The sequence below is a fragment of the Christiangramia qingdaonensis genome (genome assembly GCF_048381525.1).
In the GTDB taxonomy this organism is placed as follows: domain Bacteria; phylum Bacteroidota; class Bacteroidia; order Flavobacteriales; family Flavobacteriaceae; genus Christiangramia.
Genome location: NZ_JBLWIM010000012.1, coordinates 1,002,232 through 1,026,424, shown reverse-complemented (window position 1 = coordinate 1,026,424; position 24,193 = coordinate 1,002,232). Strand labels below are relative to the sequence as shown.

Annotated in this window: 24 protein-coding genes; 13 read left to right on the top strand and 11 right to left on the bottom strand. The window is 39.4% G+C overall.

Annotated elements, in window-relative coordinates; all coding sequences use genetic code 11:
• Positions 1-117: 117 nt before the first annotated feature.
• Positions 118-783, top strand: a complete 666-nt coding sequence (locus tag ACNI3T_RS09705) for a queuosine precursor transporter (RefSeq protein ID WP_418227882.1) — start codon at positions 118-120, stop codon at positions 781-783.
• Positions 784-808: 25 nt separating this feature from the next.
• Positions 809-3,511, top strand: a complete 2,703-nt coding sequence (locus tag ACNI3T_RS09700; RefSeq protein ID WP_418227615.1) for an AsmA family protein — start codon at positions 809-811, stop codon at positions 3,509-3,511.
• A 53-nt stretch (positions 3,512-3,564) separates the two neighbouring features.
• Here ACNI3T_RS09700 and ACNI3T_RS09695 read toward each other — a convergent pair whose 3' ends face one another.
• A complete protein-coding gene (locus ACNI3T_RS09695; protein ID WP_418227614.1) occupies positions 3,565-4,362 on the bottom strand; it encodes a DUF2797 domain-containing protein in 798 nt (265 codons plus the stop codon).
• Positions 4,363-4,473: 111 nt separating this feature from the next.
• On the opposite strand from ACNI3T_RS09695, the gene ACNI3T_RS09690 reads away from it, so the two are divergent.
• Together ACNI3T_RS09690 and ACNI3T_RS09685 are read left to right on the top strand one after the other, a co-directional pair.
• Positions 4,474-5,988, top strand: a complete 1,515-nt coding sequence (locus tag ACNI3T_RS09690; protein WP_418227613.1) for a GH3 auxin-responsive promoter family protein — start codon at positions 4,474-4,476, stop codon at positions 5,986-5,988.
• Between the two features lie 3 nt (positions 5,989-5,991).
• Positions 5,992-6,588, top strand: a complete 597-nt coding sequence (locus tag ACNI3T_RS09685) for a sugar O-acetyltransferase (protein WP_418227612.1) — start codon at positions 5,992-5,994, stop codon at positions 6,586-6,588.
• Between the two features lie 38 nt (positions 6,589-6,626).
• Here ACNI3T_RS09685 and hemL read toward each other — a convergent pair whose 3' ends face one another.
• The 4 genes from hemL to ACNI3T_RS09665 all read right to left on the bottom strand — a co-directional run bounded on the left by hemL (position 6,627) and on the right by ACNI3T_RS09665 (position 10,059).
• Positions 6,627-7,916: a glutamate-1-semialdehyde 2,1-aminomutase gene (gene hemL / locus ACNI3T_RS09680; RefSeq protein WP_418227611.1), complete on the bottom strand. Its 1,290-nt coding sequence runs from the start codon at positions 7,914-7,916 to the stop codon at positions 6,627-6,629.
• A gap of 12 nt (positions 7,917-7,928) precedes the next feature.
• On the bottom strand, positions 7,929-8,738 hold the full coding sequence (locus ACNI3T_RS09675; RefSeq protein ID WP_418227610.1) for a glucosaminidase domain-containing protein: 810 nt from the start codon (positions 8,736-8,738) through the stop codon (positions 7,929-7,931).
• The gene (locus ACNI3T_RS09670) at positions 8,735-9,670 is read right to left on the bottom strand and encodes a 1-aminocyclopropane-1-carboxylate deaminase/D-cysteine desulfhydrase (RefSeq protein ID WP_418227609.1); all 936 of its coding nucleotides are present in this window, start codon (positions 9,668-9,670) and stop codon (positions 8,735-8,737) included. The genes ACNI3T_RS09675 and ACNI3T_RS09670 overlap by 4 nt, the downstream gene beginning before the upstream one ends.
• A 62-nt stretch (positions 9,671-9,732) precedes the next feature.
• A complete protein-coding gene (locus ACNI3T_RS09665) occupies positions 9,733-10,059 on the bottom strand; it encodes a hypothetical protein (RefSeq protein WP_418227608.1) in 327 nt (108 codons plus the stop codon).
• A 32-nt stretch (positions 10,060-10,091) separates the two neighbouring features.
• On the opposite strand from ACNI3T_RS09665, the gene ACNI3T_RS09660 reads away from it, so the two are divergent.
• The 3 genes from ACNI3T_RS09660 (at position 10,092) to ACNI3T_RS09650 (ending at position 12,846) form a co-directional block, all read left to right on the top strand.
• Entirely contained in the window at positions 10,092-10,262 is a 171-nt protein-coding gene (locus ACNI3T_RS09660; RefSeq protein WP_418227607.1) for a DUF5522 domain-containing protein, read from the top strand.
• A 169-nt stretch (positions 10,263-10,431) separates the two neighbouring features.
• On the top strand, positions 10,432-10,974 hold the full coding sequence (locus tag ACNI3T_RS09655) for a DUF4136 domain-containing protein (protein WP_418227606.1): 543 nt from the start codon (positions 10,432-10,434) through the stop codon (positions 10,972-10,974).
• 114 nt (positions 10,975-11,088) lie between these two features.
• Positions 11,089-12,846 (top strand): aromatic amino acid hydroxylase, encoded by a 1,758-nt coding sequence (locus ACNI3T_RS09650; RefSeq protein WP_418227605.1) that lies wholly within the window; start codon positions 11,089-11,091, stop codon positions 12,844-12,846.
• On the opposite strand, the gene ACNI3T_RS09645 is transcribed toward ACNI3T_RS09650, so the two are convergent.
• From ACNI3T_RS09645 to alaS, 3 genes are all read right to left on the bottom strand, one after another.
• Positions 12,843-13,457, bottom strand: coding sequence for a DUF4230 domain-containing protein (locus ACNI3T_RS09645; protein ID WP_418227604.1), 615 nt, complete (start codon positions 13,455-13,457; stop codon positions 12,843-12,845). The two genes, ACNI3T_RS09650 and ACNI3T_RS09645, sit on opposite strands and share 4 nt — an antisense overlap.
• Before the next feature lie 318 nt (positions 13,458-13,775).
• Positions 13,776-14,726, bottom strand: coding sequence for a GSCFA domain-containing protein (locus ACNI3T_RS09640; RefSeq protein WP_418227603.1), 951 nt, complete (start codon positions 14,724-14,726; stop codon positions 13,776-13,778).
• A gap of 42 nt (positions 14,727-14,768) precedes the next feature.
• A complete protein-coding gene (gene alaS, locus ACNI3T_RS09635; protein ID WP_418227602.1) occupies positions 14,769-17,387 on the bottom strand; it encodes an alanine--tRNA ligase in 2,619 nt (872 codons plus the stop codon).
• Positions 17,388-17,519: 132 nt separating this feature from the next.
• On the opposite strand from alaS, the gene ACNI3T_RS09630 reads away from it, so the two are divergent.
• From ACNI3T_RS09630 to ACNI3T_RS09605, 6 genes are read left to right on the top strand one after another with little or no spacing between them, the layout of a single operon-like run.
• Positions 17,520-18,497: a M23 family metallopeptidase gene (locus ACNI3T_RS09630; RefSeq protein ID WP_298246178.1), complete on the top strand. Its 978-nt coding sequence runs from the start codon at positions 17,520-17,522 to the stop codon at positions 18,495-18,497.
• On the top strand, positions 18,497-18,826 hold the full coding sequence (locus ACNI3T_RS09625) for a MerR family transcriptional regulator (protein ID WP_141878717.1): 330 nt from the start codon (positions 18,497-18,499) through the stop codon (positions 18,824-18,826). Before ACNI3T_RS09630 ends, ACNI3T_RS09625 begins: the two co-directional genes overlap by 1 nt.
• A 1-nt stretch (position 18,827) precedes the next feature.
• A complete protein-coding gene (locus ACNI3T_RS09620) occupies positions 18,828-19,421 on the top strand; it encodes a LemA family protein (RefSeq protein ID WP_322301079.1) in 594 nt (197 codons plus the stop codon).
• A gap of 4 nt (positions 19,422-19,425) precedes the next feature.
• A complete protein-coding gene (locus ACNI3T_RS09615; protein WP_418227601.1) occupies positions 19,426-19,869 on the top strand; it encodes a TPM domain-containing protein in 444 nt (147 codons plus the stop codon).
• Positions 19,823-20,665 carry a TPM domain-containing protein gene (locus ACNI3T_RS09610; RefSeq protein ID WP_418227600.1) on the top strand — a complete coding sequence of 281 codons (843 nt, stop codon included), beginning with the start codon at positions 19,823-19,825 and terminating at the stop codon, positions 20,663-20,665. The genes ACNI3T_RS09615 and ACNI3T_RS09610 overlap by 47 nt, the downstream gene beginning before the upstream one ends.
• Before the next feature lie 9 nt (positions 20,666-20,674).
• On the top strand, positions 20,675-21,250 hold the full coding sequence (locus ACNI3T_RS09605) for a pentapeptide repeat-containing protein (RefSeq protein ID WP_418227599.1): 576 nt from the start codon (positions 20,675-20,677) through the stop codon (positions 21,248-21,250).
• A gap of 44 nt (positions 21,251-21,294) precedes the next feature.
• On the opposite strand, the gene clpX is transcribed toward ACNI3T_RS09605, so the two are convergent.
• The 3 genes from clpX to ACNI3T_RS09590 all read right to left on the bottom strand — a co-directional run.
• The gene (clpX, locus tag ACNI3T_RS09600; RefSeq protein WP_141878722.1) at positions 21,295-22,527 is read right to left on the bottom strand and encodes an ATP-dependent Clp protease ATP-binding subunit ClpX; all 1,233 of its coding nucleotides are present in this window, start codon (positions 22,525-22,527) and stop codon (positions 21,295-21,297) included.
• Positions 22,528-22,571: 44 nt separating this feature from the next.
• Positions 22,572-23,249 carry an ATP-dependent Clp endopeptidase proteolytic subunit ClpP gene (clpP, locus tag ACNI3T_RS09595; RefSeq protein ID WP_418227598.1) on the bottom strand — a complete coding sequence of 226 codons (678 nt, stop codon included), beginning with the start codon at positions 23,247-23,249 and terminating at the stop codon, positions 22,572-22,574.
• Between the two features lie 110 nt (positions 23,250-23,359).
• On the bottom strand, positions 23,360-24,193 hold an 834-nt coding region (locus ACNI3T_RS09590; protein WP_472272504.1), incomplete at its 5' end, for a trigger factor.

The window sequence follows — 24,193 nt, the reverse complement described above, 5'->3', positions numbered from 1 at the left end:
ATTTCACAGCAAATTAAGCAAAACAAAAGCACATACTCTTAATTTTGTAGCAAGACTTAATAAAAAAATTTGAGTAAACTTTCCCGGAAAAAGAAGCACAGGGCTTTACAAATTTATATGATCCTGAGCGCGTTATTCATTGCCTCTCTGGTGGTCTCCAACCTGATCTTTCAAAAGTTTTTTTACTGGGATTTCTTCGGAATCTACACTTTTGAGGTTTCCGTGGGAATTTTACCATATCCAATCACTTTTTTGATCACCGATATTATTAGCGAGATCTATGGAAAAAATAAGGCCAACCAGGTAGTAACTACTGGAATCTTTGCATCCGTTTTTTCTTTATTAATTATTTATATCGCAGATTATGTCCCTGCTACCAGCTGGTCACCCATTGACAATGAAATCTTTGGAAGAGTCTTTGGAGCTACAGCGATAGCGGTTTTTGCCAGCATGGTCGCCTACTTGCTGGCTCAGTATGTGGACATTCAGCTATTTCATTTCTGGAAGAAACTTACCCGCGGGAACCATCTCTGGTTGAGAAACAATTTTTCTACCTTCCTTTCCCAGTTCGTAGACACATTCTCGGTCCTATTCTTGCTCTGTACTTTTAATAAAATTTCATGGGAACTCTTTGGCGGACTCTTACTTAGCGGATTTCTTTTTAAAGTTTTGATTGCTGCGATAGACACGCCATTTTTGTATGCTGCGGTTTTCGCCTTCAGAAAATATTTTAAGCTGAAGCCTGCGGAAGAATTACAATTTGATCAACCTACTCTTGAATAGCATAGCTGTTCTAAAATATAGAATTATGAAAAAAGCATTTAAAATAATTGGATTTACACTACTAACCATCATCATCTTATTAGTGATCGCACCTTTTGTATTTGAATCTCAGCTGAAGGATCTCGTGAGAAAAACATTGAACGAGAACATGGATGCTCAGGTAGATTTTGAAGATATTAACCTTAGTATGTTTCGAAATTTTCCTGATGCTACTTTGGTGATCGAGGAACTTAGCATTATAAATAACGAACCTTTTAAAGGAGATACTCTTGCACTTAGTGAAGAGATCATTCTGGAAATGTCTGTCAAGGAACTTTTTAAGAGTAGCTCTGAACCTAAAAGAGTAGATCAGGTAAAGATTAATAACGCCTATCTAAATATTAAAGTGGACTCATTGGGACGAGCCAATTATGATATTGCTATTGAAGATACCACGGCAACCGCCGCAGATTCGACCGCTACAGGATTCAGCCTGGACCTAAAGCACTATGAGATCAACAATACCAGGATTAAGTATGTGGATGAGTCGGCGAAGATCGCACTGGATGTTGAAAACCTGAATCATGAAGGAAATGGTGATTTCTCTCTTGCTACTTCTGAACTTGAAACTTATTCCGAAGCACTGGTAAGTCTTAATTATGACGGAGTAAATTATCTGAATCAGAATTCTGTAAGCCTGGATGCAGTACTGGAAATGGATCTGGAGAATTTGCGCTATACTTTTCTTGAAAACGAAGCGATGGTCAACCAGTTACCTTTAACTTTTGATGGCTATGTGCAGGTAAATGAAAGTAATACTGAAATGGATCTAAGCTTTAAAACTCCCTCTTCAGATTTCAAAAATTTCCTGGCGGTGATTCCGCAAACTTACGCGCAGAATATTGAAAATGTAGAGACCAACGGAGACTTTATCGTTGACGGTAGAATCTTCGGAAAAGCTGACGATACCTATATTCCGAAGATGAACGTGAAAATATCTTCCAGTAACGCATCGTTCAAATATCCGGAGCTGCCTAAAAGTGTTCAGGATATCAACCTGGATATGGTGATTCTTAATGACACCGGAATTGCAGAAGACACATATATCGATATCAATACGGCTACCTTCAGAATAGATGAAGATCAATTTTCTGCCAATGGAAAAGTGAGTAATCTTACTGAAAATATGCTGGTAAGTCTAGCCTTAAAGGGAAGTATAAATCTGGCTAACCTCAATAAAGCCTATCCGCTGGAGCTCGAACAGGATTTAAATGGAAGGCTTACTGCAGATGTGCAGACCAGTTTCGATATGAATTCTATTGAAAAAGAACAATATCAAAATGTAAAAAGTAAGGGAACGGCTTCTATTTCAAACTTTAGCTATGCTTCTCCTGAAATTCCAAACAAGATCAGTATTTCCAATGCCAATATGAGCTTTAATCAGGGGAATGTTAGTGTTCCTGAATTGAAGCTAAGCACCGGAAAAACAGATCTTACTGCAAATGGTACCATTCAAAACCTAATTGGATTTCTATTTACAGATCAGCAGCTAAAGGGTGATTTTAAAGCTAGATCGAATGTGTTTTCTGTGAATGATTTTATGTTGGCTGAAACTGAAGAGGTCACAACGACGACTGAAGATGGCGAACAAAAAACAGAAAGTAAGACCACCGGAAAGGAAGCCGTAAAAATTCCTTCTTTTCTGGATATTCAGTTACAATTTGATGCTAATACGGTTTTTTATGATAATCTGGAATTAAAGAATGTAACTGGATTATTGATTATCAAAGATGAATCTGCCAGATTGCAGAATGTATCTACCAATATTTTTAATGGTAGTATTGGTGCCAATGGCTTTGTTTCCACAAAAAACCCTACTCCTACTTTCGAGATGAACCTGGATCTAAATTCATTGGATATCGCGTCATCTTTTAACGGACTTGAACTTATGCAGAATCTTGCTCCACTGGCAAAAGCCATGAAAGGAAAAGTACAGTCCAAAGTAAATTTAAAGGGTAACCTGAACGAGGATCTTACCCCGCAACTTACCAGCCTGGTGGGTGATGCTCTTGCAGAGTTACTTACTGCAGAACTCGACCCGCAACAAGCAGCATTATTGTCAAAACTTGATAGTCAGCTTGGTTTCATCAATTTCGATAAGATCGATCTTTCCAATCTTAAAACGAAGCTTTCATTTAATGATGGGCAGGTAGCTATTGCACCATTTGATTTTGACATTAAAGGTGTTAAGTTCCAGGTTAGTGGGACTCATGGATTTGATTTGAATATGAACTATGACCTTAAACTGGACATTCCGGCAAAATATCTCGGAAATGAAGTAGGCGGAACACTTGGAAAACTTAGTGGTGAAGACTTCTCCAATATGATGGTAGCACTACCCGTTGGAATCACCGGAAATTTTCAAAATCCAAAAATCAATTTGAACATGCAGCAGGCAGTGAATAGTCTTACCCAGAAGGTGGTTGAAAAACAAAAAGGCAAGCTGGAAGATAAAGCTGTAGACGCGATCAATGATATCCTTCAGGGGAAACGTGATCCCAAAAAGCCTTTCAGTAAAAACGATACAACTGCTGTAAAGCAGGACAGCATCGCTCAAAGCAAAACAACTAAATCTGATAGTATTCAGAAGTCACAGAAGGAACAGGTTCAGAATGCTGCAAAAAATATTCTGGGTGGCATCTTGAAAAATAATAAAAAGAAAACTGATACCACTACCAATAATAATTAGGAACGAAAAAGCAGAACCTTCCGGTTCTGCTTTTTTTTGATTTGTATCTAAAATTACAGCACTACTTTGATCTCGACTACGTGACCCTCATGACCTCTTACATTGAATGCAGTGCCATCATCAAAAATGAGGTACTGACCTTTGATGCCGCGTAATAAGCCTTCATAAAACGGACTCTTACTCAAATTCAGGGTTTTTACTTTTTCAGGATATTTCTCTACCGGAAATTTGATTTCGGTCTCCTTGTTACTGGCCAAATAATAATCGCGTACTTCATCTGGAATGAATGGCTTCAGTTTATCTCTTTCAGCATGAAGATCCAGATCAAGCACATCGTTAGTAAGCATTTTCCTCCAGTTCGTCTTATCGGCTACATGATTCTTTAGGGCAACTTCAGTAATTCCGGCAAGATAACGATTGGGAACCTCCACAATTTCGATCGCTTCATGCGCACCCTGATCAATCCATCTTGTAGGCACCTGAGTTTTACGCGTAACCCCAACTTTCACATCACTTGAATTTGCCAGGTAGACAATATGCGGTTGCAGCTGCGATCTCTTTTCATACTCCAGATCACGATCTTCCTCATCTAAATGCGCTTTACTTTTCTCCGGACTAATCACCCATTCCCCAGCCTGGGGTATAGAGCTGAAACAATCATAACATAGACCCTGTCTGAAAATCTTCTTCTGAAGGCTACAATTCAAGCACTCATATTTGAGAAAATTGATACTTATTTTCTTGCCTATCAATTGATTCATATGAATGAAATCATCCTTCCAGACTAGATAATACTGTACTGTATCGCTAAGTTCGGTTCTCATTTTGGTAAGGACACCGCTATAGATCATTGAATTTTCTTTTTAAGACTAAACTATTTTTTTGCAGGCTTCAAAGAATCCGTTATTTTTAACCAGATAACGTCACGCCTGCAAAACAAGGCTTAAAGATAGAAATAAATAATGCCAATTCCATTAGTCAACTCCATTGCTTCTTGGTTCTTAAAGAAGAGAATTCATCAAATGGAATTGTTCATTAAGTATCCTCATGAGGTACAGCAAGAGCTGCTTCGAAACCTTATTAGCAAAGCAAAGAATACTGAAGTTGGGAAGCGCTACCATTTTTCTGAGATCAATAATTACCAGAAATTCAGGGAACGTGTTCCTATTCAGAAATATGAAGATATCGAAAGTGATATTGAGCGCAGCCGTAAAGGTGAACATAATATTTTCTGGCCGGGAGCTATTCGATGGTTTGCAAAATCAAGCGGTACGACCAATGCAAAAAGCAAATTTATTCCCGTTAGTCAGGATTCACTGGAAGCCTGCCATTACGCTGCCGGTAAAGACCTCATCTGCATATACCTGAATAATAATCCTGGATCGCAGATGTTTACCGGTAAAAGTTTGCGTCTGGGAGGAAGCAAGGAACTTTACCAGGAAAACGGAACCAGCTACGGAGATCTTTCAGCTATTCTTATAGATAATATGCCTTTCTGGGCAGAGTTTAGTAGCACTCCGAGTAACGAAGTTTCATTGATGCATGACTGGGAAACCAAGATGCAGGCAATTGTAAACGAAACCATTAAGGAACGGGTGACCAGTCTTGCCGGTGTTCCTAGCTGGATGCTGGTTTTACTGAATAATGTGTTGCAAAGTACTGGCAAAGAAAACGTATTTGAAGTCTGGCCTCATCTAGAAGCCTATTTTCATGGTGGAGTAAGTTTCGAGCCATATGCTTCCCAGTACCAGAAAATTTTACCCAAGGAAGATTTTAGGTTCTATGAGATCTACAATGCTTCTGAAGGCTTTTTCGCCTGTCAGGATCTTAACGATTCCAAAGAAATGCTACTCATGCTGGATTATGGGATCTTCTTTGAATTTATTCCTATGGATAGCTATGGCTCTGCCCTGGAACACGCTATCCCACTTGATGAAGTTAAAATTGGCACAAACTACGCCGTAGTGATTACTACGAACGCCGGCTTATGGAGATATAAGATTGGTGATACCATTAAGTTCACCAATACTAATCCTTACCGCATTAAAGTTACCGGAAGAACCAAGCATCATATCAACGTTTTTGGTGAAGAACTTATCATTGAAAATGCTGAATCTGCCCTCAAAAAAGTATGCCTTTTAACCAATTGTGAGATCAAGGATTATACGGTTGCCCCAATTTTTATGGAAGGCCGTGAGAAAGGTGCCCATGAATGGATGATCGAATTCAAGAACGAGCCAAAAGATTTCGATAATTTCAAGGTTCAGCTTGATCTTGCCTTGCAAGAGGTAAATAGTGATTATGAGGCAAAAAGGTATAATAACATGACCCTAAATGCGCCGCTTGTACACCAGGCGCGTCCTGATCTCTTTTATGATTGGTTGAAAATGCATAACAAAGTTGGCGGTCAGCACAAAGTACCAAGACTTTCGAATTCCAGAACTTATCTCGAGGAATTGTTGAAATTAAGCAACTAGCCCATGGCGAGCGAGAAAGAAAAGATGCTCAGTGAGCAGGCCTATAAAGCTTCAGACAAGGAATTATTCGAAGAGCGACTGCATGCTCAAAAAACTTGTTTTGATTTCAATAATATATCGCCTGAACTAATTACTGAAAGACACGATCTCATTCGCAGAATTCTTGGTTCAGTTTCTTCGGAATTTTATATACAGCCGCCATTTCAATGTGATTATGGTTATAACATTCACCTTGGAAATCACTTTTACTCAAATTATAATCTAACCATACTCGACTGCGCTGAAGTTAGGATAGGTGACCATGTAATGATCGCTCCAAACGTGAGTATTTTTACGGCCGGACATCCTATAGATGCAAATAAGCGAAACGAAGAATGGGAATATGCAATTCCTGTGACAATTGGTAATAATGTTTGGATTGGTGGAAATTCAGTAATAAATCCAGGAGTGAGTATTGGTAACAATACGGTCATTGGATCTGGAAGTGTGGTTACCCGTGATATCCCTTCCAATGTGATCGCAGCAGGAAATCCTTGCAAAGTGATCAGGGAGATCACCAAAGCTGATGAGGACTTCTATTTTAAGGATAGAAGATTTTAAAAAAGATCCGACAGTAATTACCGCCGGATCTAATATTTCTAAAGTGTTTTAGCTACTTTATCTACTACCTCGATCGTACGATCAAGATCTTCATAGCTAAGTGCATCACTTATAAACCATGTTTCATAGGCACTTGGTGCGATATAGATTCCATTTTCCAACATCCCGTGGAAGAATTTATTAAAGGTCCCTAAGTTCGCCGACTTTGCTGCGGAAGCAAAATCTGTTACAGCATCCAATCCAAAATGTACCGAGATCATAGAACCGTATCTATTGATCGTGAAATCAATCTCATTTTGTTTTAATACTTTTTCCATACCCTCGTGCAGGTAGGCTGTTTTTTTATCAATGCTTTCAAAGATCTCTGGATTAGAGTCCAATTCTGTTAGCATAGCTAAACCGGCAGCCATAGCTAAAGGATTTCCACTTAATGTTCCGGCCTGGTACACTGGTCCTATAGGAGCAAGATGATCCATGATCTCATTTCTTGCCGCGAAGGCTCCAACAGGCAATCCACCTCCAATTACTTTTCCGAAGCAAACGATATCAGCAACCACATTTTCTCTCTGCTGCACACCTCCGGCTGCAAGTCTGAAACCAGTCATTACCTCATCAAAAACAAGTAAAATTCCGGTTTCATCACATATTTCTCGCAAACCTTGTAAAAAACCTTCAGCCGGCGGAATACATCCCATATTTCCAGCCACCGGCTCCAGAATGATACAGGCGATCTCCTCCTTATTAGCTTCTACGAGCTCTTTTACATTTGCTAGGTCATTGAAATTAGCAAGTAAGGTGTCTTTAGCCGTTCCCTGGGTTACTCCCGGGCTGTTTGGCGAACCAAAAGTTATTGCCCCACTCCCCGCCTGTATTAGGAAGGAATCACTATGACCATGGTAACAACCAGCAAATTTGATAATTTTATCTTTTCCGGTAAAACCTCGGGCCAGTCTCACAGCACTCATACAGGCTTCTGTCCCGGAATTTACCATTCTTATCTTATCAATATTGGGCACCATCTTAACAGCCAGTTCTGCGATCTTGGTTTCAATTTCTGTAGGCGTTCCAAAAGATGTTCCCATCCTGGCTTTTTCAACTACAGCATCTACTACCGGTTTGTGGGCGTGTCCCAGAATTAAAGGACCCCATGAATTTATATAATCTATTAGTTGATTATCATCCTCGTCATATAAATAAGCTCCTGCAGCTCGCTTAACGAAAACAGGATCTCCTCCAACAGCTTTAAATGCTCTAACCGGTGAATTCACTCCGCCCGGAATTACTTTTTTAGCATCTGCGAATAAGGCACTACTTCTCTTATAAATCATAACTCTATTCCTCTATTTTACATTCAGGATCTGGCCAATGGAGATGTTATTTCCGTTCAGTCCATTCCTTCGTTTAATATCTTCTACAGTGGTATCGTATTTTTTAGAGATCGAATACAAGGTATCTCCTTTTTGAACAACATGACTTTCGCTTGTACTTTTAGGTTGTGCAGCATAGGCACGAGTAGACTTTCCACTGATGTTTTCATCGAATTTATACAGCTCGTAACGTTCAATAAGATCGATCAATTTATCTGGATAACGCCTGTCTGTCGCATAACCAGCCTTTCTTAAACCTTTTGCCCAGCCTTTATAATCATCAGCATCCAGCTCAAAAAGTTCTGAATATCTTCCTCGCCCAGAAAGGAAAAGACTGTGATCTCTGTAAGAATATTTCGCGTGCTTATACTTTCTAAAACATTCTCCCTTTCTATCATCATCATGGTACACTTTTTCACCATTCCAATCATGACATTTAATACCAAAATGATTATTTGCCTGCCTGGTTAACTGGCCATTACCGGCACCAGATTCTAAAATTCCTTGCGCAAGCGTAATACTCGCAGGAATCTTATATAATTTCATTTCTTCCTGTGCAATACTAGCATAATCACGAATATAATCCTCGATACGATAATGGTACGAATTGCGTGGCATTTCTTCCCGCACATCATCCACGATCTCTGCTGGGGAATTATTATTCTCATCCCTTCGATCGGTTTTGACAACATCATCTTTCCTGGTATCCACCTTTTTACGACTTCCGCAGGAAGCAGCAAAAACGGCGACAATAAGCAGCAGTAAAAATCTATTCAATTTCATAGTTCGGTTATAATTTGTGGCTGCGCTTTTTTTCTCAATCTCTCGTTCATTCCTTCTATTCCCTGCAGGCCTCCGGTATGAATTGCCAGGATCTTTGAACCCTTCGGAAAGTAATTTTTCTGCGCGAGTTCAAAAATACCAAAAAGTAATTTCCCTGTATAAACCGGATCGAGTTTGATTCGGGTTTTTCTGAAAAAATCATTCATAAACAGAATTAATTCTGCAGAAATCTTTGCGTAACCACCAAAATGATAATCTGTATTGATGGACCAGTTCGTTTTCGTAGTCATTCTCTTAATTTCTTCGGAAAGGTGTCCAGATTTAAGTGCTGAAAAACCCAGAATACTTTGGGGAGAAAGAGAAGCATTAACAAGCCCGGCCATAGTTCCTCCAGTTCCTACTGAAGTGCATATATATTCATATTCCTTATCTGCTTCAGAAAGAATTTCTTCACAACCTTTGATCGCCAGTTCACTTGTTCCGCCTTCAGGAATGATCATCGCATCGGGAAATTGTGCATGTAATTGCTTCAGAAATGTTTCAGATTCTTTATCCCGATATACTTCCCTGTTTATAAATTTCAGGTTCATTCCGCAGGAATCTGCATACTTCAGTGTGGGACTCCATTTTTCTTTCTGAAACTCCAGTTCGTCACCTCTAATAAACCCGATAGTTGAGATACCTTCCAGTTTTCCGGCTGCTGCCGTGGCTGCGATATGATTACTATGAGCACCGCCAAAAGTTAACAGACAATCCTTTTCTAATTCTGAAGCTTTCAATACGGAATACTTCAGTTTTCTGAATTTGTTCCCGGACACTTCAGGATGCAAAAGATCTTCACGCTTGATATGCAGGGTCACCGAATTTGAAAATTCAGCAACAAATTGATTTTCAGAAACAATAGCTTCAGAAGTCTGAAAAATAGAATTCATAACTGCAAAAATAATGCATCCGCTTTAGAAGAAAGAATAAGCACTGAAATTCTACGGGCTTATTACATATAGTTTGTAAAAGCCCAGAAGGAACGCTTTTTTAAGTAATTAAGGTCAGTCTCGCGCCTGTAAGCCTCTTTTTCAAAACTAATATTTCTATAAGCCTGCATCCCGTCTTTAAGTGTGGCATATCTTATAAAAAACTCCAGCGCATACCATACGTAAAAGAAGATCACGAGCAACTCAATTTGCTGTCGGAGGTGAATACGCTCATGATTGATAAAATATTTATCCCTTTTAAGATGAATATTCTCGAGTATTACAAAAGGCCAGAGGCTAATACCTTTGAATCTCCCTGATAACAACCTTTTGTTCACGATCAAAATCATCGAATCAATATAAGAAATTGTATTTTAGCAGTATGAATTTTCAGAGAAAAAGAATCCCGATCGAGGACGGAGACTATTACCTGACCCCGGAAGGATACCGCTGTTTTACTGAAAAATATCACTTAAAACGTGGTTATTGTTGTGAAAGTGGTTGCCGCCATTGTCCTTATGGATATAATAGCAAAACAAATAAGCAAGAGTAAAATCATTGGAAATCTCAATTAGCTCTTGACTTTCAATCCCCTTCTAACCAATCCTTCGGCACGATATTTGAGACTTTTAGAAGACTGAAGAATATGAAATTTCCCGGTACTTCTACTAGGAATCTCACTTTTTACTACAGTTTAAAACGAACAACTTAAATTCTAACCTATGAGATTTTTAAAAATTACTCCTCTAGTGTTGCTACTCGCACTTATCTTTAGTTCATGTAGCAGTGTGCGTGTAGCATCAGATTACGATCGGGAAGCCGATTTTAATCAATACAAATCCTTCGCATTTTTCAAACCAGGAATAGATAAAGCCGATATATCTGATCTTGACAAGAAAAGAATTCTAAGAGCCATCGAGAATGAGATGCTAAAGAATGGTTTCACAAAATCTGAAAACCCTGATCTTTTAGTGAGCATTTTTACGAAAACTAACGAGAATATCAATATCTACCAGAATAATTTTGCTGGTTGGGGCTATGGATGGGGTTGGAACCCTTGGTACTGGGGAAGCGGATTCAATACCGTGAACAGAACCAGTGAAGGAACACTTTATATAGACCTTATCGATTCTGAAAATAAAGAATTAGTCTGGCAGGGAATGGGAACTGCAGCTTTGGCCAGGGAGGTAAATAAAAAGCAGGAACGTATCAATGAGATCGTTGCCAAAATCATGGAAAAATATCCACCCGGAATGGAAAAATAGAACATAGTAAAGCCCCAATTAGGGGCTTTTTTTATGGCTAATGCCTACGTGGATTAAACAAATTCTATATCAAATTTTGTACTTTTAACGCAAACGTTTTAGTAAAGGAAGATCATGCTCGATAATATTCAATCCAACGAAATTCTGGACAGGTTACCTGCCCATCTTCAGCAATATATAAAGCCACAAAATTATGAGGATTATACTCCTATTAATCAGGCGGTTTGGCGATATGTGATGCGTAAGAATGTGGATTACCTGAGTAAGGTTGCCCATAGATCCTATCTTGACGGACTTAAGAAAACAGGGATTTCCATAGATAGTATTCCGAATATGTATGGAATGAACAGGATCCTCGAGGAAATAGGCTGGGCGGCAGTTGCTGTGGACGGTTTTATTCCTCCAGCAGCTTTCATGGAATTTCAGGCCTACAATGTTCTAGTGATTGCCAGTGATATTCGCCAGCTCGAACATCTTGAGTATACCCCAGCGCCAGATATTATTCATGAAGGTGCAGGACATGCACCCATCATTGCCAATCCCGAATATGCTGAATACCTGAGAAGGTTTGGTGAAATTGGATGTAAGGCAATCTCCAGCTCTCATGATTTTGAAGTTTACGAAGCTATTCGTGAATTATCGATCTTAAAGGAAGCTGAAAACACTTCCGAAGAAGAGATCATCGCTGTTGAAAAACGAGTGGAGGATCTTCAGAATAAAAAGGTGAATCCCAGCGAAATGTCGCAGATTAGAAATTTACACTGGTGGACGGTGGAATACGGTTTGATTGGCACTCCTGAAGATCCTAAGATCTATGGGGCAGGCTTGCTTTCCTCTATTGGAGAAAGTAAATCCTGTATGACCAGTAAAGTAAAGAAGATTCCTTACACTATCGATGCTGCAAAACAGGAGTTTGATATCACTAAACCTCAACCACAACTCTATGTGACTCCGGACTTTGCGCATCTTAGCCTAGTATTGGAAGAGTTTGCGAATAAGATGGCGCTTAGACGTGGTGGACTTGAAGGAATAAAAAAATTAATTGATTCTAAAAATCTTGGAACTATAGAGTTTACGACCGGCATCCAGGTATCTGGGAATTTTAGCAGAGTTCTGGAACATGAAGATCGACCAATCTATATTCAAACCACCGGGAAAACAGCACTTTCTTACCGCGAAAAAGAGCTTGTTGGACATGGTACATCTTCTCACCCAGAAGGATTTGGATCTCCTATTGGAAAACTTAAAGGCATTAATCTTGCTATTGAAGATATGAGTCCGCGTGATCTTAGGGCTTATGCGATCTACGAAGGCGAAAGAGTAAGTCTTGAATTTGAAGGCGGCATCAAGGTGGAAGGTTCGATCATTACAGGAACCAGGAATCTACAGGGCAAGATCATCATTATTAGTTTTGAGGATTGTACAGTTACTCATGGAGATGAAATTTTATTTCAACCAGATTGGGGACGATATGATATGGCGGTTGGAAAAGAGGTTATTTCTGCCTTCGCAGGACCTGCAGATCATTATTCTTTTGATCTTATAACACATAAACCAACCAGCACAACTATTAAAAGTCCACGAACACCAGAACGGGAAGAACTGGAGTCCTTATATAAGTCGGTTTCGAACATTCGCCACGGGGAGAATACAAAGTTCTCATTAAACTCTGCTTTTGATATTCTGAAAAAGCATCATAAAAATGATTGGCTACTGGCGATAGAGATCTATGAACTTGCTGTTGATGATGATCAAAGTCTGGCAGACGAAGTGAAAGCTTATCTTCTGGAACTTAAGAAGCGTAGACCCGAAATTGCTCATTTAATCGAGGATGGCATGGCAATGACCGAAACAAAATTGGTTAGTCCTTAAAGTTTTATTCTTTCGAGCTTCTTATTATCTTCAATAACCTGGTCCTGATATTCCAGTGACCATCCCATTGAGTTCGTTAGAATATAGATCTTTTGGAGCTCACTTATGAGTCGGTTTTTCGCATTGGTCTTAAGTCGGGATTTGTCGATCTTCTCCCGTAAACCCTTTTCTACCCTGGTTTTTATCTTATTGTAATCTTCAGCTTCGAATTGATTAAGATAATCCTGGGTGACATCATAGTATTTGATATTAGGGTTTATCTTGATTTCCTCCTGGGGGATACTATGTATGATTACTCGTTTATTCTCTTCATCGATCTCGACATCAAGTTTACTTAGATCATAAGCTACGCTAACATCAGCATTTACAATAATCAAGGCTTTTTTCCTTGCTGAAAGCACATCGAAATAGAAGCTTTTCGAGTTCTTATAGGTGAACACTTGCGAGAAGGTTCCTTCAGTAACCACGAGCTTTCCTACATTCCTGATCTGTTCCTGAATAAGCGCAGTATTTTGCTGAAGACTTTCTTTCTCATCATTGCGTTCTTCCCAGTATAGATAACCAAATATACACAGAACAGCAAAAAGGATTACTATTAGAAAGTTCTTCATAAGCTAAGATCTATAAAAGAGCAAAGTATAAAAAATAGACTGGTGAAATTACGTGAAGAATACTAAAGAAAGTTAAAGTTGAGAAGTAAAAAAACAAAAGGACGGCCCCACCCGTCCTTTTGTAAACTCTAAAATCTACCCCAACAAATTTTAGAAAACAAGTTCTTATAATTATCTGATTACCTGAGCAATGCTTAAATAATTTCCAGACGTAAACTATAACGAACCTGCCTTGTAAATTTACAAATAAATTAGAATTAAACGTTAAAATTGGATTATCATAACTTGAAAAGACGGTAAACTCAATGACAGCGCAGCCTAAGAAAACGTTATTTGAGGGTGTTTTTGTTGAATTTCCCCGATTTTAGCTTGTAGTTTCGTAAGAAATTTCTTATGAAGAATAGAGTTTTCTGCTAGAGGTCGATGAGCAAGCGATTTCTGCACTTTGTCGATTTCAATGTTTAATTGCTTCGTACTTTCATTAAAATAGGCTTCAGAAAACCTGTTCCAGATATAGCTAATTGCGACCTCACTGGGATGCAACATGTCATTAGCGTAGAATCGATAATCTCGTAGTTCGTCCAGTAAAATTTCATAGGATCGGAAATAATAAGATTCCGAATCGACGGCAACCACTTCCTGTATAGCAGTATGCAAATGAGCTTTACTCTGCTGATTTTGCACTACTCCATCCTTCCAGTGTCTTACCGGTGAAAGCGTGTAAAGAATCTTTATATCATTATTGATCTCCCGCAGAGATTTACCAATTGTTTTTAAGGAATCTGTGATCTCATCGATGGAGGACAACTTTTTCTCAAATTCTTTCTGCGGAATCTTATGACAATTTGCAGCAACGTTGTCCAGGCTTTCGTGTTCATAACCCCAGGCTGTTCCCAGGCTCAACACTAAAACATCTGCCTCACGTATAAAATCATAGGATGCTTCCAGCGACTCGTTAAGGTTTAGAACACATTCTTCAGCATTACTCCTATTCATCATAGAATGCGTTTCCAGGCTTAAGTACTGGTTATTCTTCAGCAGTAGATCACTTTCTGTAAATAAGTTTCTGGAAGCTATACGCTTAAAGAGTCTTTCCATCGCAATTGGATGAAAGATAATTCCGAAGGGATTCTGTAAGACCGGGAACTTTGAATATTCAAGCTTGCTGCCAATATTCTCCACGAAACAGGAACCCATTAACATAATCCTGGTTTTATGATCGATTTTCCAGGGAGACGGATCAACGGGTACAATGGTTCTAAACTGCATGCTATAAAAATAAAAAATCCCGACGAGAGGTCGGGATTCTTATTATGTATTTAAGTAGTCTTTAGCATGCTGAAGGGCTTCGTCTATTCCTTCAGGTTTTTTACCTCCAGCAGTAGCAAAGAAAGCCTGGCCTCCTCCACCTCCCTGAATATACTTGCCTAATTCGCGAACGATCTGCCCGGCATTTAGATCAGATTTCTCTACTAGCCCTTTAGAAATATAACAGGACAGAAGAGCTTTACCATTTTGCTCTGTTCCAAATAATATATAAAGATCATCGAACTCCTCGCCTAGCTGGTATGCAAGATCTTTAATACCATTTGCGTCCAGGTCTACCTTTTTTGATAAAAAGTTGACGCCATTAATATTTTCAATCTTAGATCTTAATTCAGTTTTAAGAGCTTTCGCTTTATCCCTTAAAAGACTCTCAACCTGTTTCTTAAGTTCATTATTTTCCTCCTGAAGATTCTGGATCGCTTTCACGGGATCATTAGAATTCTTCAGACCATTTTTGATCTCCGTCAGCGTTGATGCCTGTTCCTGAAAATACTGCATCGCAGCCTCCCCGGTAATAGCCTCAATTCTACGAATTCCTGAGGCTACAGCAGCTTCTCCGGTAATTTTGAAATACCATATATCTGAAGTATTCGAAACATGCGTTCCACCGCAAAGTTCCATAGAGTCACCAAATTTTATAGCTCTTACTGAATCACCGTATTTTTCTCCAAATAATGCAATGGCTCCCTGCTCAAGGGCAGACTCGTAACTGGTATTACGCTGTTCTTCCAGTCTCAAATTCTCACGAATACGAGCATTTACAAAGTTTTCAACCTTTTCGATCTCCTCTGGAGTAAGCTTGCTAAAATGTGAAAAATCGAATCTTAAGTAGCTGCCATTCACCATAGAACCTTTCTGTTCTACATGAGCACCCAGAATACTTCTAAGCGCCTGATGCAACAAGTGAGTTGCTGTATGATTCCCTGCAGTATTTGCACGCTCTCTGTCATTCACGATTGCTTTGATCTCTGCTTCAGGATTGACAGGTAATTTCTTAGTGAAGTGAATAATCAAGTTATTTTCCTTCTTGGTGTCCACGACCTTGATCGCTTCACCATCTGCAGTCATTAACACACCCTTGTCTCCAACCTGGCCTCCACCTTCCGGATAGAAAGGAGTTTGATCCAGCACAAGCTGATACATTTCTCCTTTTTTCTTAGAGTCTACTTTTCTATATCTCGAAATATATGCACTCGATTCAAGCTCATCATAACCTATAAAAGCTTCCTCCTTTACCGCTTTGATCTCGGTCCAGTCTCCTGCACTCACCTGTGTAGCCGCCCTTGATCTATCTTTCTGCTTTTTTAGTTCTGCTTCAAAACCCTTTTCATCCAGCTGATATCCATTCTCACGTAAAATGAGACCGGTGAGATCGATTGGAAATCCAAAGGTATCATATAACTCAAATGCCTTCTCTCCGGAAATTGTTTTGGACTCCGAATTCTGCATTAGATTCTCCAGAAGTACTAATCCCTGATCTAGAGTTCTTAGAAACGACTGCTCTTCTTCCCTAATCACATTTTCGATAAGTGTTTGCTGAGACATCATTTCAGGAAAAGTAGCGCCCATTTGCTTGCTCAATACCGGCACCAGTTTATAGATAAAAGCCTCTTTGGTATCAAGAAATGTAAAGCCGTAACGAATTGCTCTTCTCAAGATTCTTCTTATCACGTAACCAGCTCCAGTGTTGCTAGGTAATTGCCCGTCTGCAATGGAAAATGATACCGCTCTTACGTGATCTGCAATTACACGCATCGCAATATTTTTTTCTTCCGAAGGACCATAAGTAGATTTGGTGATCTTTTCAATCTCACTTAGTAGCGGAGTGAAAACATCTGTATCATAATTGGATTTCTTATCCTGTAATACCATACACAAACGTTCGAAGCCCATACCGGTATCGATATGCCTGGCTGGAAGATCTTCGAGAGAGCCATTGGCTTTACGATTATATTGCATAAAAACCAGGTTCCAGATCTCTACTACCTGGGGATGATCCATGTTTACAAGATCTCTACCAGCAGTTTTGGCCTTCTCTTCTTCAGATCTTATATCGATATGAATTTCAGAACAAGGACCACAAGGTCCCTGGTCCCCCATTTCCCAGAAATTATCTTTTTTATTTCCGAAGATGATACGCTCCTCTGGAACTATCTTTTTCCAAAGCTCCAATGCTTCAGTATCCAGACCCAGTTGATCTGCATCATCGCTTCCTTCAAAAACTGAAACATATAGCATTTCAGGATCTATCTTATAAACCTCTGTAAGCAGTTCCCATGCCCAGTTGATCGCCTCCTTTTTAAAGTAGTCACCAAAACTCCAGTTACCCAGCATCTCGAACATAGTGTGATGATAAGTATCATGCCCCACTTCCTCCAGATCATTGTGCTTTCCACTTACCCGAAGACATTTTTGAGTATCGGTAAGCCTGCTGTTCTTAGGTTCTGAATTTCCCAGGAAAAATTCTTTGAACTGGTTCATTCCTGCATTGGTGAACATAAGTGTAGGATCGTCCTTGATCACCATTGGCGCAGAGGGAACTATACTATGAGCTTTTGATTTGAAAAATTCCAGAAATTGCTGGCGTATCTCCTGTGACTTCATTGGGCTAATTTGTTGCAAATTTCATTAAATTATGAAGACGGCAAAACAATTCATATATTTGTTCGTTTACCGTACGATATAACACGGTATTCGAGCCGTTTTCGAATGGCAAAAATAGCATAATTTTAACTCATGTCGAAGGTTAAATATTATTACGATAGCGAGACCCTTTCTTATCAGAAAATTGAGAAGAAAAAAGGGAAAAGACTAGGTATCGCACTTTTAAGTATTACCGGATCCTTTCTGGCCGGCTTTATTTTACTCGTCATTTATCTCAATATTCCTCAAATCGAAACTCCGAAGGAGAAGGCATTAAAGCGTGAATTACATAACATGCAGTTGCAATATGGTCTACTGAATAAAAAGATGGACCAGATCCAGGATGTCATGGCTAATATTGAAGATCGCGACAACAATATCTACAGACTCTACTTTGAAGCCAATCCAATTCCCGAAGAACAGCGTAAAGCAGGTTTTGGTGGAATTAACAGATATAAAGATCTGGAAGGATTTGACAACAGTAAGCTTATTACCGAAACCACAAAAAGGATGGATATCCTTACCAAAAGACTTGTGGTTCAATCTAAATCTCTGGACGAGATCGCTGAACTCGCCAGAGAAAAAGGTGAATTACTGGAAGCTATCCCGGCTATTCAACCGGTCAAGAACCAGGATCTAAGCAGGATCGCTTCAGGTTACGGCTGGAGAAATGACCCCTTCACCAAGGTTAGAAAATTTCATTATGGCATGGACTTTACCGCTCCAAGAGGAACTCCCGTATATGCTACTGGCGATGGCAAGGTTGTAAGGGCAGATAGCAGGTCTACAGGGTATGGAAACCATATAAGAATAGATCACGGCTATGGCTATACCAGTCTTTACGCGCATTTATATAAATACAACGTTCGCCGGGGACAAACCGTAAAAAGAGGTGATGTGATTGGTTTTGTAGGCAGCACCGGAAGATCTGAAGCGCCACATTTACATTACGAGATCTTCAAAGATGAAGACAGGATCAATCCTATTAATTTTTACTACGGAAATTTATCTCCTGAAGAATTTGGCGAAGTACTGGAAAGAGCTCAACGTGAAAACCAATCCCTGGATTAATGCATATCGAACTTCCTGAAAAACGTTATTATGGTATTGGTGAAGTTGCCAAGGCATTCAACGTCAACACGTCCCTGATTAGATTCTGGGAAAAAGAATTTGATGTCATTAAACCGAAGAAAAATGCCAAGGGAAATCGTAAATTTACCCCTGAAGACATTAAAAATCTTGAACTTATTTATCACCTGGTAAAAGAACGAGGTTTCACGCTGGAAGGTGCTAAAATCCACCTTAAGGAAGAAAAAAATAAAACACTAAGCAACTTCGATATTATTCGAAAATTAGAAACAATAAAAGCTGAACTAGTTAACCTAAAAAACCAATTATAACATGAAAAAGTGGCTTCCAATAGCAATCATAGTAGTCCTTGTAATAGTAGTATGGCAAGTAACTGCCGGATTCAATAACACGGCTGTTACCAAAGAAGAAAATGCTAAACTAGCCTGGTCTAATGTAGAAAGCAGTTACCAGAGAAGAAATGATCTTATTGGTAATCTGGTTAAAACTGTAGAAGGTGCGGCAGACTTTGAAAGAGGAACTTTGAAGGAAGTTATAGAAGCGAGATCCAAAGCTACTTCAGTAAATGTAGATGCTGAAAATCTTAGTGCCGCGCAAATAGAACAATTCCAACAGGCTCAACAAGGAGTTACTTCTGCATTATCAAGATTACTGGTAACCGTTGAAAGATACCCTGAACTAAAGGCCAACCAGAACTTCTTACAATTACAATCACAACTGGAAGGAACTGAGAACCGGATTAATGTTGCGAGAGACCGCTACAATGCTGCAGTAACCGACTTTAATACTTACATAAGAACCTTCCCGAATACGCTGTTTGCAGGTATGTTCGGTTTTGAAAAAATGGAGCGCTTCCAGGCAGATGCCGGAGCTGAAAACGCACCAGACGTAGAATTCGATTTTTAGACTTATGAATAAGGATGTAGAAGCTTTTCTAAGCAAAAAAGAGGAAGAGAAGATCGTTGATGCCATTAGAACGGCAGAAAGAAAAACCAGCGGAGAAATTCGTGTTCATATCGAACCAACTGCTGGTAAACTGGATATCTTTGATCGGGCCATGGAAGTATTTCATGCTCTGAAAATGGATAACACCAAGCAGGCCAACGGCGTTCTTATCTATGTTGCTGTTGAAGATCGAAATTTTGTGATCTATGGCGATAAAGGAATTAATGATGTGGTACCAGATAACTTCTGGGAAAGCACTAAAGATATGATCGTGTCTCAATTTAAAAAGGGAGATTTCACTAAAGGTCTTATCGACGGAGTATTAAAGGCTGGTGAGGAACTTCAAAAGCACTTCCCCTGGGATGAAATGGACACTAACGAACTTTCAGATCAAATTTCAAAAGGCTAGACTTATCAAACAACTACTACTTTTACTCGTCTTAATTTGCGCTTTCAATCTACAGGCACAACGAGAAATTCCTCCGAAGCCAGCAGTTGAAACCAGTGTTTTTGATGAAGCTGATATGCTAAATGCTTCTGAAGAAAAAGCCCTTGAACAAAAGCTTATCAATTACGCAGATACTACAAGTACCCAAATAGTAGTCGCTACGATTGAAAGCCTACAAGGGGAATATATTGGTACCTATGCGGCAGATTGGGCACATGAGTGGGGTATTGGAACCAAGGAACAAGACAACGGACTACTAGTTCTAGTGGCTGAGAAAGACCGAAAGATCTGGATCACTACGGGCTATGGTGTAGAAGGATATATGACCGATGCAAAGTCCAAAGAGATAGTAGAATTAATAATTCTACCAGAATTTCGAAATAACAATATATATGATGGTCTGGATAAAGGAACCAACGCTATGTTTCAGGTTCTCGCTGGCAGCTACGAAGGTGCTCCACGAAATAACAATACCCGCGGTGGCATCCCTGTTAGAGCGATCGTCTTCCTTGTACTGTTTGTAATTGTAATCATCTCCATGTTCAATAAACGTGGCGGTGGTCGTAATGGCGGACGTAGAAATGGCGGAAGTATCCTGTGGGACGCTATCATTTTAAGTAGTCTTGGAAGAGGCAGCTTTGGTGGTGGAGGCGGATTTGGCGGAGGCTCCGGTGGAGGTTTCGGCGGCGGTGGCGGCTTTGGTGGCGGCTTCGGCGGTGGTGGATTTGGTGGCGGTGGAGCTGGTGGAAGCTGGTAAACCCGTCTTATGAACAATCGAGTATTTTTCGACCAGACCTTCGAACAGACCACATTTCAGAAGACAGATCTACTGGATTTCGAATTTGAGCAATGCCAGTTTATAAACTGTAGCTTTCCCGATGGCGATCTATCCAATGTTCGCTTTATTGAATGTGACTTTGATCAAATCGATCTGAGTAACTCCAGGCTATTTAAAACTTCCTTTCAGAATTGTTCATTTAATACCTGTAAATTGATAGGATTGTATTTCGAACAATGTGAAATGTTTGGACTTAATTTCAAAGCACAGAATTGCATTTTTGATCATTCCAGTTTTCATAAAGTCAGATTACCAGGTTTTCAGGCACAGAACTGTAGCTTTAAAAATGTAGATTTTACGGAAGCGATCCTGAAAAAAGCGAATTTTGAAGGATCAGATTTTACATATGCTATTTTCGAACGCACAGAGCTCGAGAAGGCAGATCTTTCGAGCACAAGCAATCTTAGCCTCGATCCTGAGGTCAATCCTATAAAGCAGGCCAAAATAGATTTAGAAGCTCTACCAGGCTTACTTACAAAGTTCAGCTTAAATATCAAACAATAAAAAAACCGCCCGAATGGGCGGTTTTCTTCTATATAATAATCATTCTATGAAACTGCCTTCAGCTTGCTCATAGTAGATTTATTAAGTTTATCCTCAGCATATTCTCTGGTTACCGTAAAATGATCCTGATCACTTTCTGGCATCTCAAACATAGCGTCGGTTAAAATTGCTTCACATAAGGATCTTAATCCTCGTGCTCCCAACTTATATTCTATTGCTTTATTTACAATATAATCCAGAGCATCTGAAGTAATATCAAATTCGATATCATCCATCTCGAAGAGTTTCTTATACTGCTTGATGATCGCGTTCTTAGGTTCTGTAAGAATCGCTCTAAGAGTTTCACGATCCAGCGGATTCATATAAGTAAGCGCTGGTAACCTACCAATAATCTCCGGTATTAATCCAAATTCTTTTAGATCCTTAGGAATGATATACTTTAATAAATTCGTACGCTCGATCTTGTCTTCACTTTTTGATGCACTAAAACCAACAGCCTGCATGTTCAAACGCTTGCTTATAATCTTGTCGATCCCATCAAAAGCACCACCAGCGATAAAGAGAATATTCTCTGTATCTACCTCGATGAATTTTTGATCTGGATGCTTACGACCACCTTTAGGCGGGACATTAACAGTAGTTCCTTCCAGCAATTTCAATAACGCCTGCTGAACACCTTCCCCGGAAACATCTCTGGTAATAGAAGGATTATCACTCTTGCGGGCGATCTTATCGATCTCATCAATAAATACAATCCCACGCTGAGCCTTTTCAGTATTATAATCGGCTGCCTGTAAAAGTCTGGTAAGTATACCTTCTACATCCTCACCTACATATCCTGCTTCAGTAAGTACTGTAGCATCTACGATAGCTAGTGGCACATTCAGCATTTTTGCAATCGTTCTGGCCATAAGGGTTTTACCGGTACCGGTTTCCCCAACCATCACTATATTACTTTTCTGAATTTCTACATCATCATTTTTCTCAGGTTGTAATAGTCTTTTGTAGTGGTTATAAACCGCAACAGACATCACCTTCTTCGTTTCTTCCTGCCCTATGATATACTCATCCAGAAAGGATTTAATCTTCTTAGGCTTACTAAGCATAAGATCTGAAGAAAGTTCTTTCGCTTCTCCCTGTTTCGACTCTTCGATCACAATGCCATGAGCCTGCTCGATACATCTATCACAGATGTGAGCGTCAAGGCCTGCGATCAATAAATTGGTCTCAGGTTTTTTTCTACCACAAAAGGAACATTCTAAATCTTCTTTCGCCATTATTTAATTTTTCAGATTTTGACTTCCTGTGAAGTCCCGCACAATTATGCTTCTCTTTTAAGTACTTCGTCAATCATTCCGTATTCCTTGGCTCTTTCAGCCTTCATCCAGTAATCACGATCACTATCCTCGTGGATCTTCTCGTAAGTTTGTCCTGAATGTTTCGCAATGATCTTGTATAATTCTTCTTTCAAAGTTACGATCTCTCTGGCAGTAATTTCAATGTCACTCGCCTGTCCCTGAGCACCACCCATTGGCTGGTGAATCATCACACGGCTATGCGGCAAACCACTTCTCTTACCAGCCTGACCTGCACATAATAGTACAGCTCCCATACTAGCAGCCATTCCCGTACAGATAGTCGCTACATCAGGTTTTATGAACTGCATAGTATCATAAATACCTAAACCAGCATAAACACTACCTCCTGGTGAGTTGATATATATCTGGATATCTTTAGCGGCATCTGTACTCTCTAAGAATAAAAGCTGAGCCTGTACGATATTCGCTACCTGTTCATTAATTCCGGTTCCTAAAAAGATAATTCTATCCATCATCAATCTGGAAAAAACATCCATTGCTACGGCATTCATTTGTCGCTCTTCAATGATGTTAGGAGTCATCCCTGTAGGAAGCATGCTGCTCACTATTTTATCGTAATAATTGCTGTTGATGTTATGATCTGAAACAGCATATTTTTGAAATTCCTTTCCGTAGTCCATCAATTTTTTTGAATTTTTCTAATCTTAAACAATTTCCCGTATAAAACCAAAAAAGGCGTTACTCGGGTTGAGTTAACGCCTTAAAGATAATTAATATATCCTAAAAAGGCTTACTTATAGATTGCTTTCACAAATTCTTCGTAAGTCACTTCTTTTTCATCAAATTTCATATTTTCCTTATAAAATTTGAGAAGTTTCTCGTTCATTAACTGCTCTGAAAGTCTCTTAACCTCATCCTGGTTAGAAAGGATTCTTGCAGCGATATCATCAAGTTCTTTTTCTGAAGGATCCATTTGACCAAATTGAGCCATTTGTTCCTTGATCTTTTCTGAAGCAAATGCCTTAAGATCGTTGAAATCTACACTAAGATTATTATCGTTTACCACTTTACCTTCGATCAACTGGTAACGAAGACCTTTCTCGCTTTTCTCATATTCTTCAGCCGCTTCCTCATCTGTTAATGGTTTTTCACCAACTGTTTGAATCCACTTCTGAAGGAATTCTTTAGGCAGCTCGAAATTAGTATTTTCGATAAGCTTTTCAGTAATATCATTCATCAATTGCTGATCGCTCTGCTGCTCAAATTGCTTTGCTGCATCCTCCTTGATCTTATCCTTCAATTCAGTCACAGAAGTTACCTTATCCTTACCGAAAAGTTTGTCGAATAATTCCTGGTCAAGATCTGCTAGTTCTCTTTCGTTGATTTCAGAAATAGTGAATTCTACTTCAACATCAAGATCGTTAGCTTTTTCCTGATCGATGCTTAGGTGATTTACAAGAGCCTGCTCATCTTCGAAAAGATTTTTTGTCTTCAATGTTAGGGTATCGCCAACTTTCGCACCTACAAATTTCCCAATATTTCTCTTTCCTTTGATAGCAGCCAGCTCGATAGTGGTATCGTTCTCTATACCTTCTTCTTCATTCTTGAAGGTTCCTGCAACGGT

Bases quoted from the DNA above. Each gene is read 5' to 3' on its own strand.
- ACNI3T_RS09705 (WP_418227882.1), top strand. From the start codon at position 118: ATGATCCTGAGCGCGTTATTCATTGCCTCTCTGGTGGTCTCCAACCTG.
- ACNI3T_RS09700 (WP_418227615.1), top strand. From the start codon at position 809: ATGAAAAAAGCATTTAAAATAATTGGATTTACACTACTAACCATCATC.
- ACNI3T_RS09695 (WP_418227614.1), bottom strand. From the start codon at position 4,362: ATGATCTATAGCGGTGTCCTTACCAAAATGAGAACCGAACTTAGCGAT.
- ACNI3T_RS09690 (WP_418227613.1), top strand. From the start codon at position 4,474: ATGCCAATTCCATTAGTCAACTCCATTGCTTCTTGGTTCTTAAAGAAG.
- ACNI3T_RS09685 (WP_418227612.1), top strand. From the start codon at position 5,992: ATGGCGAGCGAGAAAGAAAAGATGCTCAGTGAGCAGGCCTATAAAGCT.
- hemL (WP_418227611.1), bottom strand. From the start codon at position 7,916: ATGATTTATAAGAGAAGTAGTGCCTTATTCGCAGATGCTAAAAAAGTA.
- ACNI3T_RS09675 (WP_418227610.1), bottom strand. From the start codon at position 8,738: ATGAAATTGAATAGATTTTTACTGCTGCTTATTGTCGCCGTTTTTGCT.
- ACNI3T_RS09670 (WP_418227609.1), bottom strand. From the start codon at position 9,670: ATGAATTCTATTTTTCAGACTTCTGAAGCTATTGTTTCTGAAAATCAA.
- ACNI3T_RS09665 (WP_418227608.1), bottom strand. From the start codon at position 10,059: ATGATTTTGATCGTGAACAAAAGGTTGTTATCAGGGAGATTCAAAGGT.
- ACNI3T_RS09660 (WP_418227607.1), top strand. From the start codon at position 10,092: ATGAATTTTCAGAGAAAAAGAATCCCGATCGAGGACGGAGACTATTAC.
- ACNI3T_RS09655 (WP_418227606.1), top strand. From the start codon at position 10,432: ATGAGATTTTTAAAAATTACTCCTCTAGTGTTGCTACTCGCACTTATC.
- ACNI3T_RS09650 (WP_418227605.1), top strand. From the start codon at position 11,089: ATGCTCGATAATATTCAATCCAACGAAATTCTGGACAGGTTACCTGCC.
- ACNI3T_RS09645 (WP_418227604.1), bottom strand. From the start codon at position 13,457: ATGAAGAACTTTCTAATAGTAATCCTTTTTGCTGTTCTGTGTATATTT.
- ACNI3T_RS09640 (WP_418227603.1), bottom strand. From the start codon at position 14,726: ATGCAGTTTAGAACCATTGTACCCGTTGATCCGTCTCCCTGGAAAATC.
- alaS (WP_418227602.1), bottom strand. From the start codon at position 17,387: ATGAAGTCACAGGAGATACGCCAGCAATTTCTGGAATTTTTCAAATCA.
- ACNI3T_RS09630 (WP_298246178.1), top strand. From the start codon at position 17,520: ATGTCGAAGGTTAAATATTATTACGATAGCGAGACCCTTTCTTATCAG.
- ACNI3T_RS09625 (WP_141878717.1), top strand. From the start codon at position 18,497: ATGCATATCGAACTTCCTGAAAAACGTTATTATGGTATTGGTGAAGTT.
- ACNI3T_RS09620 (WP_322301079.1), top strand. From the start codon at position 18,828: ATGAAAAAGTGGCTTCCAATAGCAATCATAGTAGTCCTTGTAATAGTA.
- ACNI3T_RS09615 (WP_418227601.1), top strand. From the start codon at position 19,426: ATGAATAAGGATGTAGAAGCTTTTCTAAGCAAAAAAGAGGAAGAGAAG.
- ACNI3T_RS09610 (WP_418227600.1), top strand. From the start codon at position 19,823: ATGAAATGGACACTAACGAACTTTCAGATCAAATTTCAAAAGGCTAGA.
- ACNI3T_RS09605 (WP_418227599.1), top strand. From the start codon at position 20,675: ATGAACAATCGAGTATTTTTCGACCAGACCTTCGAACAGACCACATTT.
- clpX (WP_141878722.1), bottom strand. From the start codon at position 22,527: ATGGCGAAAGAAGATTTAGAATGTTCCTTTTGTGGTAGAAAAAAACCT.
- clpP (WP_418227598.1), bottom strand. From the start codon at position 23,249: ATGGACTACGGAAAGGAATTTCAAAAATATGCTGTTTCAGATCATAAC.